The organism is Ferroacidibacillus organovorans, assembly GCF_001516615.1.
Lineage (GTDB): Bacteria > Bacillota > Bacilli > Alicyclobacillales > SLC66 > Ferroacidibacillus > Ferroacidibacillus ferrooxidans_B.
Genome location: NZ_LPVJ01000009.1, coordinates 147856 through 162140, shown reverse-complemented (window position 1 = coordinate 162140; position 14285 = coordinate 147856). Strand labels below are relative to the sequence as shown.

At 54.0% G+C, this 14285-nt stretch carries 19 protein-coding genes and 1 pseudogene; 1 reads left to right on the top strand and 19 read right to left on the bottom strand.

Annotation, left to right across the window (positions count from 1 at the left end):
- Positions 1–85: 85 nt before the first annotated feature.
- From ATW55_RS03820 to ATW55_RS03745, 15 genes and pseudogenes are all read right to left on the bottom strand, one after another.
- Positions 86–922 carry a hypothetical protein gene (locus ATW55_RS03820; RefSeq protein ID WP_082685517.1) on the bottom strand — a complete coding sequence of 279 codons (837 nt, stop codon included), beginning with the start codon at positions 920–922 and terminating at the stop codon, positions 86–88.
- A 145-nt stretch (positions 923–1067) separates the two neighbouring features.
- A pseudogene (nusB, locus tag ATW55_RS03810) lies at positions 1068–1507 on the bottom strand (transcription antitermination factor NusB).
- Between the two features lie 38 nt (positions 1508–1545).
- Positions 1546–1776, bottom strand: a complete 231-nt coding sequence (locus ATW55_RS03805; protein WP_067712622.1) for a DUF2273 domain-containing protein — start codon at positions 1774–1776, stop codon at positions 1546–1548.
- A gap of 17 nt (positions 1777–1793) precedes the next feature.
- Positions 1794–2303, bottom strand: coding sequence for an Asp23/Gls24 family envelope stress response protein (locus ATW55_RS03800; protein ID WP_067712618.1), 510 nt, complete (start codon positions 2301–2303; stop codon positions 1794–1796).
- A 67-nt stretch (positions 2304–2370) separates the two neighbouring features.
- Positions 2371–2790, bottom strand: a complete 420-nt coding sequence (locus tag ATW55_RS03795) for an Asp23/Gls24 family envelope stress response protein (protein ID WP_067712615.1) — start codon at positions 2788–2790, stop codon at positions 2371–2373.
- A 17-nt stretch (positions 2791–2807) separates the two neighbouring features.
- Complete coding sequence (gene accC, locus ATW55_RS03790) at positions 2808–4148, bottom strand: acetyl-CoA carboxylase biotin carboxylase subunit (RefSeq protein WP_067712612.1); 1341 nt, start codon at positions 4146–4148, stop codon at positions 2808–2810.
- A 38-nt stretch (positions 4149–4186) separates the two neighbouring features.
- On the bottom strand, positions 4187–4684 hold the full coding sequence (gene accB / locus ATW55_RS03785) for an acetyl-CoA carboxylase biotin carboxyl carrier protein (RefSeq protein WP_067712609.1): 498 nt from the start codon (positions 4682–4684) through the stop codon (positions 4187–4189).
- A gap of 152 nt (positions 4685–4836) precedes the next feature.
- Complete coding sequence (locus tag ATW55_RS03780; RefSeq protein WP_067712604.1) at positions 4837–5445, bottom strand: SpoIIIAH-like family protein; 609 nt, start codon at positions 5443–5445, stop codon at positions 4837–4839.
- A gap of 34 nt (positions 5446–5479) precedes the next feature.
- Entirely contained in the window at positions 5480–6088 is a 609-nt protein-coding gene (locus ATW55_RS03775) for a hypothetical protein (protein WP_067712601.1), read from the bottom strand.
- Between the two features lie 21 nt (positions 6089–6109).
- Positions 6110–6601 (bottom strand): stage III sporulation protein AF, encoded by a 492-nt coding sequence (locus ATW55_RS03770; RefSeq protein WP_067712597.1) that lies wholly within the window; start codon positions 6599–6601, stop codon positions 6110–6112.
- 6 nt (positions 6602–6607) lie between these two features.
- The gene (gene spoIIIAE / locus ATW55_RS03765; protein WP_067712594.1) at positions 6608–7885 is read right to left on the bottom strand and encodes a stage III sporulation protein AE; all 1278 of its coding nucleotides are present in this window, start codon (positions 7883–7885) and stop codon (positions 6608–6610) included.
- Positions 7886–7927: 42 nt separating this feature from the next.
- Positions 7928–8314 carry a stage III sporulation protein AD gene (gene spoIIIAD, locus ATW55_RS03760; RefSeq protein ID WP_067712591.1) on the bottom strand — a complete coding sequence of 129 codons (387 nt, stop codon included), beginning with the start codon at positions 8312–8314 and terminating at the stop codon, positions 7928–7930.
- A 6-nt stretch (positions 8315–8320) separates the two neighbouring features.
- Complete coding sequence (gene spoIIIAC / locus ATW55_RS03755) at positions 8321–8524, bottom strand: stage III sporulation protein AC (protein ID WP_067712588.1); 204 nt, start codon at positions 8522–8524, stop codon at positions 8321–8323.
- 28 nt (positions 8525–8552) lie between these two features.
- A complete protein-coding gene (locus ATW55_RS03750; protein ID WP_082685513.1) occupies positions 8553–9083 on the bottom strand; it encodes a stage III sporulation protein AB in 531 nt (176 codons plus the stop codon).
- Positions 9023–10030 carry an AAA family ATPase gene (locus tag ATW55_RS03745; RefSeq protein WP_201024922.1) on the bottom strand — a complete coding sequence of 336 codons (1008 nt, stop codon included), beginning with the start codon at positions 10028–10030 and terminating at the stop codon, positions 9023–9025. The genes ATW55_RS03750 and ATW55_RS03745 overlap by 61 nt, the downstream gene beginning before the upstream one ends.
- 31 nt (positions 10031–10061) lie before the next feature.
- Between ATW55_RS03745 and ATW55_RS16240 the strand changes: the two genes are divergently transcribed.
- Positions 10062–10223 (top strand): hypothetical protein, encoded by a 162-nt coding sequence (locus tag ATW55_RS16240; protein WP_160327156.1) that lies wholly within the window; start codon positions 10062–10064, stop codon positions 10221–10223.
- A gap of 162 nt (positions 10224–10385) precedes the next feature.
- Here ATW55_RS16240 and efp read toward each other — a convergent pair whose 3' ends face one another.
- The 4 genes from efp to gcvPA are packed head-to-tail and all read right to left on the bottom strand — an operon-like array spanning position 10386 to position 14280.
- Positions 10386–10943: an elongation factor P gene (gene efp, locus ATW55_RS03740; protein ID WP_067563228.1), complete on the bottom strand. Its 558-nt coding sequence runs from the start codon at positions 10941–10943 to the stop codon at positions 10386–10388.
- Between the two features lie 47 nt (positions 10944–10990).
- A complete protein-coding gene (aroQ, locus tag ATW55_RS03735; protein WP_067712578.1) occupies positions 10991–11428 on the bottom strand; it encodes a type II 3-dehydroquinate dehydratase in 438 nt (145 codons plus the stop codon).
- 33 nt (positions 11429–11461) lie between these two features.
- The gene (gcvPB, locus tag ATW55_RS03730; RefSeq protein ID WP_067712575.1) at positions 11462–12937 is read right to left on the bottom strand and encodes an aminomethyl-transferring glycine dehydrogenase subunit GcvPB; all 1476 of its coding nucleotides are present in this window, start codon (positions 12935–12937) and stop codon (positions 11462–11464) included.
- Positions 12934–14280: an aminomethyl-transferring glycine dehydrogenase subunit GcvPA gene (gcvPA, locus tag ATW55_RS03725; RefSeq protein ID WP_067712572.1), complete on the bottom strand. Its 1347-nt coding sequence runs from the start codon at positions 14278–14280 to the stop codon at positions 12934–12936. Before gcvPA ends, gcvPB begins: the two co-directional genes overlap by 4 nt.
- Positions 14281–14285 lie beyond the last annotated feature (5 nt).

Here is a 14285-nt window from a genome sequence, read left to right as displayed (position 1 = left end):
ACGCATGCGAGTAGTATACTACAGGATTCTCTCGTGACGATATGATGAGCCTTTGAACAAAAATGAAAGGCTGATCACACAGGTGTCACAAATGGTTATGCCAAGCCGCAAGAAGTGCCACACCATACGCGTTGTCTGACGCGAAACGCGGATCGCACACGCGAAGATCGATTGCGCTGCGGGCGCTTCTCTTGACAAGAAATCTGTCTTGCAGGCGCTTTGCGATGCGCTGATTGGAGGCGACCCCGCCCACGAGCAGGACGCGCCTTGTGCCCGTCTGTTCCACGGCATAACGAATCATCTTTTCAAACGTGTTGGCGATGACTCGAAAAACGGATGCCGCAAGTTGTCCATCTGAAACGGCAACATGGCGCACTCGCTCAAGCGCGGTGAGTGAACCTGAAAAACTGGGCGAGCCGTGCCTTACCACACTTGGCAACTCAAGCAGCGGAAGATCATCCGGATAGGTTTTTGCCAATACCTCAAGCTCTGCACCTGCTGGAAATGACAATCCAAGACTTACCCCAACGCGATCCACGAATTGTCCAACATGCAAATCAAGACTTGAACCGAGTGTCTCAACGCAAAAATCACGCCCGTCATACGAAACGTGAAGCAGATCCGTCGTACCTCCAGAAGCGTGAATCGCAAGGAAAGGCTGCAAACTTTTCTCAGCCATCCAGCCCACCGTCATTACACCAGCCGCCAAATGTCCGGATTGATGAGAAGTTTTCAGACACGTAACACCTGCTCCAAGCGCCAGCGCCTCTGCGCAAAGGCGACCCGCCAGAAACACAGGCATATAGGAACCTGCCATTCTGCGCGGTGTGTCACTGCACGCAACCCCCGCTATCCGCTGCTCCAAAAGGTGCGCCGAACACGCATTTAAAAATGAAGGCAAACGCTGGACATGCTGAAACAGCGCCTCAGACTGGCGAAGCCGCGCGCACCTTTTGGCACTTCAAGCAGAAGGCGCTTTTCAAAAACGATTTCCCCGCACGCCGAGACAGCACAAAGAGAAGTCGTATAGTTGCTTGTGTCAAGACCGACAAAAAGATCGGCATTGCTCATGGCATCGGACCGTGCGCCTGGGTCTCGCCATGAAGATCGGACAAATCGCGAAGCACCCCAGCGAGCACGCCGTTAACAAAGCGTGGAGAGCGCTCCGTGCCGTAGGTCTTTGACAGTTCAACCGCCTCGTTCATCGCAACGGCCGGCGGAATATCTTGACCATAGAGCAATTCAAACGCGCCGATGCGCAAAATGTTGCGGTCACGCCCGGCATGCGATCAACGTCCCAATCCTGGCTGTAGCGATCAAGAATTTTGTCAATCATCTCTTGGTGATCCGTAATCCCACGCATCAACTGCGTCAGATACGTATCGTCATAATCAACGCTCTCCATCATCGCGCGCGTCATCGCGACAGCCTGTCCCCACTCGACGCGGTTCAGATCTAAATGATAGAGTGCCTGCAGTGCCAATTCCCTCGAGCCGTGCCGACTCATTCCCTTACCTCCACTTCATCTTCAAAGCCAGGCCCAGATTATTCATACGGATCGGACTGAAGCAGTCGCTTCACCCATTCTTCCCATTCATGCGGTCGATCAAAAATACGTCCGACTGCGAAACCTATGACCATCAGCGCAGCCAATAAAAGGGTTGGAAAAAAACCAAAAAACTCAATAAAAACCCACACCAAAACGCCAAGCGCCATGCCCTTGTAGCGGCCTGGCAGAACATTCAGCCGCTTGATCCGTTCCCACAAGCGTTCCACGGCAATGCACCCCCATTTTAAGCCTTGGTGGGCTCTGGAGATAGTTCTGACACTTGAACGTGGACGGCATTGACTGAAAGCGATGTCGCATCCTTAACCGCATCCATTACGCGCGTCTGAATCGTCTCTGACATATCTGCGAGATTGACACCCGCCGTCGCGCGAATGCGCATCGAGATGACCAGTCCGCCTTCGGCGTCGGAGATTGCCGTTTTCAAACGGTCGACACCAGGAACTTGCCGCGCGGTGCGGCTTGCGACATCACGCACCGCAGCGAATCCAATGCGCACCTCTCCTGTCGGCGTCGCCTTGACAAAACTGTGTACTTTGGTTGAACGAGGCGGCGCAAAAAACAGGAGAATCGTCATTAAAAACAAAGCGCCAAGCACGACCCACCCCGGCCCTTGTGCAAGGACTACCTCGTGCGTAACATCCACAACCAAGGGGACCTTCATCAGTTCAAGCGCATACCAGGCCAGAATCAGCAAAATGCATATGCCGTAGAGTCTCGTATACCATGCACCCAAATCCGCATCCCTCTTCTCGCGATCACATCAAATCGAAAGCACCCGGGTTTCCTGCGCGTCAATCGCTTTACACGCGCACCTTCTCTTCCTCAATCCGGTCCTCTACGCGAAAAGAGATACCGAGCACACTCACATTGACACCCAAGACTTCAAGCCCTGTCATCGACTCGATCGCACGCTTTACCCCTTCTTGAATCTCGCGCGCGACATCCGGAATGCGATACCCGTACTCGGCGATGATCGACAGGTCAATCGTGCATTGCTGTTCGTCGGGAGTGACGTCAACACGCACGCCTTTGCTGAGATTTTTGCGCCCGAGTCGCTCTGCGATTCCACCGACAATACCGCCGCTCATATCGGAAACGCCGCGCACTTCTGTCGCCGCGAGTCCCGCAATGACCGCGATCACTTCATTGGCAATCTGCGTCGTGCCCGCCCCTTGCAGCCCTGCTTCTTCCGAATGCACGATACCCGATTCAATCGCCATTTTTTGTTTCCCCTCCGTCACACCGTATGGTTTTCCAAAAAGCGCGTATTGACATCCCCCGCGACAAACGCGGGATGTTCGAGGAGGCGCATATGAAAGCCGATCGTTGTGCGCACGCCTTCAATCTGAAACTCTTGCAAAGCCCGCTTCATCCGATCGAGCGCCTCCTGTCTTGTCGGAGCCCAAACGATCAACTTTGCAATCATCGAGTCGTAAAACGGCGTCACGGTATACCCGGTATACGCCGCGCTATCCACCCGCACGCCAAACCCGCCTGGAGGAACATAGCCAGTGATCTTCCCGGGAGAAGGCATGAAGTTTCTGTCGGGGTCTTCCGCATTGATCCGACACTCAATCGCGTGTCCGCGCTGTACCACATCTTCTTGGCGATAGCGAAGCGGGTGCCCGTATGCGACGCGAATCTGTTCCTGAACGAGGTCAATGCCTGTCACCCACTCTGTCACAGGGTGCTCAACCTGGATTCGCGTGTTCATCTCCATAAAATAAAACGAGCCGTCTTCATCCAGCAAAAATTCAATCGTTCCTGCACCTTCATACTGAACCGCTTTGGCAGCCGCGACCGCCGCCGCCCCCATCCGCGCGCGAATCTCTTCTGTAAGTGCCGGGGAGGGGGACTCTTCGACAAGTTTTTGGAGTCTGCGCTGGACAGAGCAGTCTCGTTCACCCAAATGAATCGCGTGCCCGTGCTGGTCGCCGAGCACCTGAATCTCGACGTGACGGGGGCGTACGAGAAACTTTTCGAGATAGACCCCCGCATTTCCAAACGCCGACCCCGCCTCCGACTGCGCAAGCGACAAAGCCGCCCGCAACTCATCTCGCGAGTGTACCACGCGAATCCCTTTTCCGCCACCGCCTGCCGTCGCCTTGATGATGACAGGGTACCCGATCTCATCGGCGACAGCGAGAGCATCTTCCACACTTTCGACAAGCCCATCCGTTCCTGGAACCGTCGGCACGTTCGCGCGCTTCATCGTGGCTTTCGCAGTCGCCTTATCACCCATCTGCTCAATCGCTTGCGGACTTGGACCGATAAATTTGACCCCGACTGCGGTGCAGACTTCAGCAAAGTCGCTGTTCTCAGACAAAAATCCATAACCGGGATGAATCGCGTCCGCACCGACAGACGTTGCGACGGCCATGATGTTTGCGATATTAAGATAGCTCTGCCGACTCGATGTGGGACCCACACAGTAAGCCTCATCTGCCATCGCCACATGAAGCGCATCGCGATCTGCCTCTGAATAAATAGCAACGGTCGCGATGCCAAGCTCGCGGCACGCCCTTATGATGCGCACCGCGATCTCACCGCGGTTTGCGACCAACACTTTTTTAAACATGGAAACCTCCCGTTCAAAAATAAGAAGCTTCGCCAAATCTACGCGAGTTTAACACGAAAAAGCGGCTGACCAAACTCCACAAGTTGTCCATTCTCGGCGAGCACCTCGACGATTTCACCGCGCACATCCGCCTCAATCTCGTTCATCAACTTCATCGCTTCCACGATACACACCACCGTCTTCTCTGTGACCCTGCTCCCCTGGTCAACATAGGGAGCGGCGTTTGGCGATGATGAACGGTAGAACGTTCCTACCATCGGCGATTTGATCAAAACAGTCCCGGCCTCGGGATCAGCCGCCACAGGGTCGCGTTCCTTTGGCGCTTCAAGCACTGGCTGCGACGGGGCCGCCGGTATGGACACTTCTTGAACCGGCGGGGCAGAATGCGCGACGTGTTGTGCCGAAAACACGACAGGTGTCGCCATGTCCGCCTTTTTGAGGGTTAACTTCACATCTCCTGCTTCAAGTTGCAACTCATGCAAGCTCGTCTCATCGAGCAATCGAATCAGTTCACGAATATCGCCGACCTTAATCAAACCATTCACTCCAAATCGAATATGCACGAAATGTCGGCCCTTATCACCAAATCTTGGTGAATGGCCCAATTGATTTCAGTATAGCATATTCCCACGTATTCGGCGGCAAGAAAAGAGGACGTCATGGCGACGCCCTCTTTTTTTCACACGCCTTACGCGTGCGCCGTAACCGTGATCAAGTTGGACTGCACCCCTGTCGTTTGCGAAACGGTGTTGATGATTGAAACTGCCTGAAGCGGAGTCAGCTTGGACGCCTGCACATACACGTGAATGCGGCCGTGAGGGTTATAGATCACGACAGAATCCGGATACCCGGCGCCAAGAAGTTGTTCATGCACCTTGCCTTCTGCCAATTGCTGCGACTGAATGGCGTTTAGCTCACTGTACGCCTGTGAAACAACTGTGTTGCTGGCACGTGGATCGCCAATGGTCGATTGCAGCGTCTGGATGAGCTTTGACTGTGAGTTTTCAAGGTTCATCTGCATGGAGACAAACCAGTCGGATGCACTACTCGACGAAACCGGAACTGTCGGTGATTTTCCCGACGTCATAGACGATCCCGAGGTTGTTGTCGTCACCTTTGTGCCACTGGGGTTTGTTCCTCCAGAATTTGTGCTCACAGTCGTTGGCGATGTGCCACCATTGGTTGAGACGGTGTTTCCGCCCGGGGTCGTCGGCGCCGTCCCAAGTGTGTAATATCCGATGAGCATAAGCGAAAAAACCATCATCGCAGAAAGCCAAACTGTTTGACGTTTAACCAATTTCAATCTCTCCTTTAATGTCATAGATCCGCGATTAGCGGCGCGGCAATACCGTGATCTCATAACTCGGAATGCCTAGCGCATCCTGCACCGCATTCGTGATTTCTGCTTGCATTTGCACGGTGTCAGCTGCTTTTGCGATGACGAATACGCCTGAAATGTGCGGCATCTGTTCATCGATGACAACAGGTGTGTTGCCACCTGAGGCGTTTGATGACATGACCAATTGATTGGAACTAGTAATTGTGGTTGTCGACGTCTGTGCGCCAGTCCCCTGCTGCGAAGAGGTTTGCCGGCTCGTCGTGGTGTTTTGTCCATACTGGGCAATCGGTGTCGAATCGACGGTGACCATCACAAGCGCATTGCTGATGCCTGAGATCTGGTCAATCATGTGCGCAAGCTTTGCATTTAAATAATTCTCGTACGAAACGATCGACCGCATGCCTGTATTCCCGCCAAAGGTGGTACCTTTTGCCGCCGTCGTCTGCCCCACTGTCACCGCAGATACAGGGGCCGCGCCGTTTCCCGGCGTCCCCCCGCTGCCAGTCCCCCCCGACGCGCCAAACGCCAGCAGGAGAAGACCGATGGCCAGAAGTGCAACAAGCCATTTGTTGGCAAGTACGCGGCGCACGAGATCCTGCACAATCTCACCCCCACACGGTCGTTATCCTTGAATGATCTGAACCTCGCTTGGGTTCAACCCTAATTGTATTGCAATCTGCTGCGTCACCAAGGCAGCCGTCTGCTTTGGCGCCGGGGATGGCCCCAATAAAACGCGCACGCCTGTGATTTGTGACGAACTGTCAGCCTGATTTCCTGTCAGTACAACGACGTCAAGCACGTTTACAGAAAGGCCGAGGGACAAGTCCTCTTTCAGCGTATGCGCCAGTTCGTTGCTGTAGGACAGCGATGTTGAATTTCCCACGGCTTGCGCGCTGAGCGCTGGTCCAAACCACGACGCGAGAAACTGATTGTAATTTCCGTGCGCGAGCACGAAAGCGCGCAACGGACTCAGCAACATCGCCATGACAACAAGACCAAGCACCATTCTGGTGACGCGCTGCATGGCTCCACTGGGCAGGACCCACTCTAGCACGGTGGCTAAGAGAATGGTCACAATCAGGTGCCTTATCCAATCCGATGCAGTTGGAAGCATGCGTCATCACCTCATAAACGCGGCGGAGTTCGTCGTCGAGATCGCGATGACAAGCGAGAAGAAAAACATCAGGCCGACGGCGGCAAGCGCCGCAAAGACAAGCGTCAGGCTTTTTCCCATCGTCGAGAGCAGCGAGATGATCGGTGTGTCGCCAAGCGGTTGCAATAGCGCCGAGGAGACGTTGTAAATGACGGAGAGCGCCAGGATTTTTATGGCTGGGAACGCACAGATCAAAAGCAGCACGACGGCGCTTGCAAAACCTGTTGCATTTTTGACGAGAATGGACGCCCCGGCGATCGACTCGCTCGCATCAGAGAGTGCCTTTCCAACGATTGGAATCAAGTTGCTCGCGACATACTTCGCGCCGCGCAGGGAAACGCCATCGGCCACACGTGCCAACTGCCCTTGCACAGACATGATGCCAAGAAAAGCACTCAATCCCACACCCAGGATGGTAAGCGCGGTGGTACGTAAAAATCCGGCCAGTTCAGACACCCTGTACTGCTTTGACAGGACACTGATGATGGAGAGCACTGTCGTAAACAGAATCAGAGGCATGACAAGGTGTTGGACGATGACACTCATCGTGTTCACGATGAAGATGATGAGCGGATGAAACGCTGCGGCGGATGTGAGTCCGCCAGATGCGACAATGAGCGAAAGAATCACGGGAAGCGATCCGTACATCACCGATGTCATCGTGCCAATCGCCTGATTGGCATCTGATGTCGCAACGTGAAACGAAGAGAGCGCGATGACAAAGAGTACGAGATAGACTGCAAAAAAAGCGATTTTACTCACCGATTCACTCGCAAACGCCGACTGCATCGTCTCGAGTATTGCTGCGAGCACTGTCAACACCACGATCGAGCCAATCAAACGAGTGTCAGAGTAGAGCGCGTAAAAAAAGTAGCGCAATAGACCCTGAAGCTGGCTGATCAAGGGAAAGGAGGTTGCGCCTGGGGTAAAGGATGAAACCAGTTGCCCCTGTGAAATGCCCGGCACATAACCGTTGTAATCGACGCCAAGCTTGTTCCAGGCTGACGTAAGCGCCGTGGTCTGGGTGTTTGTCTCAAGAAGTCTTGCGTCAAGGCTTGGAGACACCGGCGTCGACGCTGCCCCCCCAGGCACGGGTGAGTTCGCAGCCGCAGTGGGAGGCGGCGGCCCGGAGACCCCAAAGGCCTGACCCGCCGCGTGCGCCGGAAGTGCTGTGAGAAACCAGCCAAACATGATCACCGTCATTAACACTTTGACCGTCATGCGCCGCAAGCGACTTGCTCTCATCGCTTCACCTCCTCTCGCCAGTGGCGTTTTTTTGTGCATCATTTACGGCAACAAATGGGTAACAGCATCGATCACCGCATTGACGATGGGAAGCGCCAGCAAGACGATCAACAGCTTCCCAACCAGTTCAACCTTTGACGCGATGCTGCCAACCCCTGCATCGCGCGCGATCTGTGCGCCAAATTCGACCACGTAGGCGATGCCGATGATCTTGACCACGGTCGCAAAAAAAACGAGGTTGACATTGGCGCTTGCAGCCAATTTCTCAAGTGGCGCAAGGACGCCTGTCACTTGATGGAGCGCTACGATGAACAGCAAGACTGCGATCACAAGCGACAGGAGAAAGGCAACCTGCGGCGCAATTTCACGCAACACCATGATGAGAAACGCCCCAACGACGGCAAAGAGAACAATAGGTAGAATCGTCATCGCATCTTATTGGGTAAAAAACACTGCGCGAATTTGTGAGAAGAGCGAACTGATGTGCGTGACGACGACAGCCGTCACAAGAATGAGTGACGTGATGGTGACCATTGTCGCAATCTCATCGCGCCCAGACTGTTTGAGAAGCGTTCCGAGAATCGCCGCCGCGATGCCGATGACTGCGATCTGAAACAATAATTGTAGATCAAGACCCATTGTGTGGTCCTCCTTATGTGCAAAACGCTCAGATCAGCAAGATGACCACGACGACGCCTGCCAAAATACCGAGTGTTCGATAGACGCGCGCAAAGCGATCACGTGCGATAAGCGCCTCTCGTTCGCGCGCTTCAAGCATGGCAATCGACGCCTGCAGGGATGCCACTTGATCGCTGGCGCCCGTTGCGCCAAGTGACTGTGCGAGATCGATCATCACCTGCGCATCCTCCAATTCCATGGAACACGCAAGACGGTGTTTGTAGACCGCGGCAACCAGACCGTCGACTGCCGTGCTCCCTGGCTTTGCAAGCTTTTCCGCCGCATCCTCGAACAGTTTTGCGACGGGTGTACCGCGCGCTGCCGCCCCCGCACGCATGAGTGCATCGCGAAGTGGCGCGCGCCGAAAACCGATTTCTGTTTGAAGGACGCGCAAACTTGAACACAGCCTGCGCAGATTGGAGGGACGGTCGCGAATGCGATTGGCAAGCGCCTGTCCAATCAGGGTTGTCGCAGCAAGGACTGCGGCGCTTCCCACCCACTGCTCGTAGGAGATGCCCATCCTGTCACCTCGCGAAGGGTTTCATCATAGACGTTTTGTACCGCGAAATCCCTGCCCGATCTTCCGATCAAGACAAATCGCTCCACGGCGCCCGACGCCCTGAGGTCTGTGAGCAGATGGCGAATGCGCACATCCGCGAGCGATCCGCCGTGAACGGAGCCGATAAATGTAACCCCCGCACGCGCGACATCAGCGACTGCCGCCGCATCACCCGCATCACCGATTTCATCGGTAATGATCACATCTGGTGACATGGAGCGAAGCATCATCGACATTCCCGCAATTTTGGGAGCGGCGTCAAGCACATCCGTGGATACCCCCACGTCGAATTGCGGCACGCCTTCATGACACGCGGCGATTTCGGAACGTTCATCAACGATTGCCACGCGCAAGCGTGCCAGCCGTCGATCAAAGGTGCCGTTGCCAAGCGTTCTGGCCAAGTCACGCAAAAGCGTTGTCTTCCCCGAGCGCGGAGGGCCCACAATCAGCGCCGAGCGAATTCCTCTGCCGTATGGTTTTAAAAGAATCGGCGCGAGACGACGTGAAAAATCAGGTACAGCGCGCGCAAGTCGAATATTGCACGAGCCGATTTGTGTCATCGTTTCAATCTGCGCCAGTGCACTCTGGGAAACGCGCCCAGCGAGACCTACGCGGTGACCACCCGGAAGCGTGATATAGCCGCGCCGCAAATCTGCCTCAACGGCATAGAGTGAAGAACCGGTGATTGCTTGAACCACGTGCAAAAGATGTGCGCGTGTCACTTTCTTGAGAAGCAGGGATTCACTTCCGCTCACTTCAAGAGGACGCTCTGCGCGCAGGCGAATCTCTTCCATTCCCTCGCGAATCGACGATGGAAGACAGATGAGTTCGTCTGCAAGATCCTGCGGAAGCCAAGGCAAGACGCTGCGCAACGCGTGGTCACGGCATTCTGTGGATGGATGAGGCAACATTGATCCCCCATCTCGTAAAGGTTAGTCCATGTATATGGGACAGGTTGAACGTTTATACCAAATGGATCTTTCACTGCTAGACTTGCCAAGCGCTGGCCTTTTGTCTGAGGCGCTTTTCGCGCGATTGCATATCATGGGGAGAACGCGCGGTGTGAAGGGGAGTCTTGAATGGGTTCAGGGGTTGCAATGATCACGAAATGGATTGTCGTTTTTCTGGTTATTTTTCTGCTCTGCATGATTCTTGTGCTCAGTTTTTTTAAGCCCTCGGCAAAATCCCAACACGTGATTACGGCGTAAAAAAGGCGCCCCGAAGGACGCCTTTTTTATTCGAAAAGTACGCAAAGCTATTTCCCTAAGCGCGGGAGATATACTGCCCGGACCGTGTATCAATCAAGAGACGATCTCCTTGATTGATAAAGAAAGGGACATTTACCGTATATCCAGTTTCAAGTTTTGCTGGTTTGCTGCCGCCTGTCGCCGTATCGCCGCGAATTCCCGGCTCGGTTTCGACAACTTCAAGTTCCACTGTGTTTGGCAGGTCGCATCCGATCGCTTGTCCATCGTATAAAACAACAACACAGACCATGTTTTCTTTCAGAAAATTGATCTCATATTCAAGCATCTCACGCGAAAGGTTCAACTGTTCAAACGTCTCATTGTCCATGAACGTGTAATTGTCCCCGTCCGAATAGAGGTATTGCATCTGACGGTTCTCAATCCGCGCGCGCGCAACTTTTTCACCCGCGCGAAACGTGGTTTCCTTTACGCCGCCTGTGCGGATATTTTTTAATTTCGTGCGGACAAACGCTGCGCCTTTGCCCGGCTTAACGTGCATAAATTCAATGACGCGCCAAATCTGGCCGTCGTATTCAATCGTCGTTCCGGTGCGAAAATCATTGCTTGAAATCATCGCAAAATCCATTCCTTCCTGTTTAAATCAAGTGAAGACAGGCCACCTCAAACGCCGAATCGCGTTGCCAGCGCGCGCAGAGCAAGCTCGTAGCCGACCATCCCCAAGCCCGCAATTTGTCCCACACAAACCGGCGCAATTAACGAAGTGCTGCGAAACGCTTCACGCGCGTGAATGTTTGACAGATGCACCTCAATCGTCGGCAGGTTGATTGCGGCTATCGCGTCGCGAATCGCATAACTCGAGTGTGTGTATGCACCTGGATTGATGATCACGCCAGAGCATGTCGTTCGCGCATTGTGGAGTGCGTCAATCAGTGCTCCTTCGCTGTTTGACTGAAAAGATGACACGCGCACAGCGAGCGCGTCTGCCAACGCGTGCAATTTGACGTCAAGATCGGCGAGTGTTTCGCGTCCATAAACTTCGGGCTCTCTCATTCCGAGCAAATTCAGGTTGGGACCGTGCAAGACAAGAATGTGTTGCATGCTAGACCTCCCCGCAAGTCTCGGATGATTGTATCACAGAACCGCTGGTTTTCGATACCGAAGCACAGGCGAGCGCGCTGCCTGGGTTTCGTCCAACCGGTTGATCACGGTTTGATGCGGCGCATTCTTTACAATCTCCGGTGACTCTTCTGCCTCTTTTGCAATTTGCAGCATCACTTCAACGAATGCATCAAGTGTCTCTTTGCTTTCTGTTTCGGTTGGTTCGATCATCATCGCTTCCTCAACGTTAAGCGGAAAATAGATCGTCGGCGGATGGTATCCGAAATCAAGAATTCGTTTGGCGACATCGAGTGTTTTAACGCCGCTTTTCTTCAGGGCGCGTCCGGAGAGCACAAACTCGTGTTTACAGGTGCGATCAAACGCCACATCATACGCTTTGGAGAGTCGTTTCATCAGATAGTTTGCGTTTAGCACGGCATCTTCAGAGACGCGTTTGAGTCCAACGGGTCCCATCGTGAGAATGTACGCATAGGCCCGCACAAGAATGCCGAAGTTTCCGTAGAAGCCTTTAACCTTGCCGATCGATGCTTTGGCGTCAAACGAAAGATCATAAAGATTGTCTTCTCGTAGCACGATGCGCGGTACAGGGAGATAAGGGATCAAGTCGCGCTTGACACCAACAGGCCCCGCACCCGGTCCGCCGCCGCCGTGCGGCGTCGTAAATGTCTTGTGAAGATTGAGATGAACGACATCAAAACCCATATCGCCAGGTCTTGTCTGTCCAAGTATCGCATTTGCATTCGCGCCGTCGTAATAAAGCAGACCGCCTGCGCGATGAACGAGATCTGCGATCTCCACGATGTCTTCCTCGAATAAACCAAGCGTACTCGGGTTTGTCAGCATGAGCGCCGCCGTGTCGTCCCCGAGGGCCTCGCGAAGTGCCTCGAGATCGACGCCTCCGCGTTCATTTGACGGGATCGTAATGGTCGTAAATCCGGCCACTGCCGCGCTAGCCGGATTGGTACCGTGCGCCGAGTCAGGCACGATGACACGCGTGCGTTTTTCTCCCCGCGCTTCGTGATACGCGCGAATCATCATGAGACCTGTCCACTCACCCGCCGCGCCGGCGGCCGGCTGAAGGCTCACTGCATCCATTCCTGTGATCTCAGCGAGGTGATTCTGGAGTCGATAAAGAAGCGTCAGCGCCCCTTGTACCGTCTCCGTCGGCTGAAGCGGATGGATCTGTGAAAATCCTGTCAGCCGCGCCGCCTGCTCGTTTCGCTTTGGATTGTACTTCATCGTACAAGAGCCAAGTGGGTAAAATCCCGAATCTACGCCATGGTTTCGCGTCGAGAGTCCCGTATAGTGGCGAACCAAGTCTATCTCACTGATTTCTGGGAGCGCCGCTTTTTCTTTTCGCACATACCCGTCAGGAATCGCCGCGCTGAGATCCACCTCTGGCACATCGAGGGCTGGCAGACTGTACGCTTTGCGACCTGGTTTGCTTCGCTCAAAAATGAGCGGAAAGTCTTCTGCCTGTCGGCTCACAGCAATCCCTCCAGTCGGTTCGCCACTTCATCAATGGCGCTCTTCGAGTGAACCTCAGTCACGGCCAAAAGCACCGCATGTTCATAGCGCGCGCCAAGATTCTTAAGAGGAACGCCAAAAAAAATGTTTTCTGTTTTTAGCGCTTCGAGCACCTGATCAGACTGAGCCCCAAGATCAAGCACAAATTCGTGGAAAAACGGTGCTTGATGAACCGCCTTTGCGCCTGCATTCATAAAGCGGTCGCGCGCATAGTGCGCCTTTGCCAGACACTGCTTTGCAACATCGTACAACCCGTCTGGCCCCATGTAGCTTAGATAAACTGATGCAGCCAACGCGTTTAACGCCTGATTGGAGCAGATGTTTGAGGAGGCCTTCTCGCGGCGGATATGCTGTTCGCGCGCCTGAAGTGTGAGCACAAAGCCGCGACGGCCATCACGATCGACCGTCTGTCCGGCAATCCGGCCTGGGAGTTTTCGCAAAAGCGGTTCCCTGACAGTGATGATCCCAAGATATGGGCCGCCAAAAGAGAGCGAATTCCCAAGTGGCTGCCCTTCAGCGACGACAATATCCGCACCAAGCGCCCCAGGCGACTCCAAAAGTCCAAGCGCGATTGGATTTGTCGATACAATCACGAGCACTTTTTTTGCGTGGGCCATCTCACAAACGGTGCGCACGTCTTCGATCGTGCCAAAAAAATTGGGATACTGAATGACGACTGCCGCGACATCGTCTTGCAGTTTTGCCGCAAGCTCAGCGTGATCTGTAGCACCATCGATCTCTGCGATGATATCCGTTTCCACATGTTGACCACGCGCATAGGTCTCGAGCACAGCGCGATAATCCGGATTGACTGCAGCGCTCACCAACACGCGATTGCGCCTTGTATGCGAACAGGAAAGCATCGCCGCTTCACCGATCGCAGTCGCGCCGTCATAGAGCGAGGCGTTTGACACATCAAGTCCAGTCAACTCAGCCATGAGCGTCTGATACTCAAAAATGGCCTGAAGAATTCCCTGGCTGATCTCAGGTTGATAAGGCGTATAGGCAGTATAAAATTCGGAGCGACTGATCATCGCATCGACAACGCTTGGAATCACATGCTGGTAAGCACCTGCACCGAGAAACGAAATCGCGTCTTCCAGCGAGACATTCTGGCGAGCGAGCCTTTTGAGTTCATTCATCATCTCAAATTCGCTCAGCGCATCCGGCAGATTGAGCATCCCTTTAAAACGGACAGACTCTGGAATATCCGCAAAAAGGTCATCCACCGATGCGACGCCAATGGTCTTTAACATCTCGCGTCGATCCTGCTCTGTGTTTGGAATATAGCTAAATGATTGCATATCCA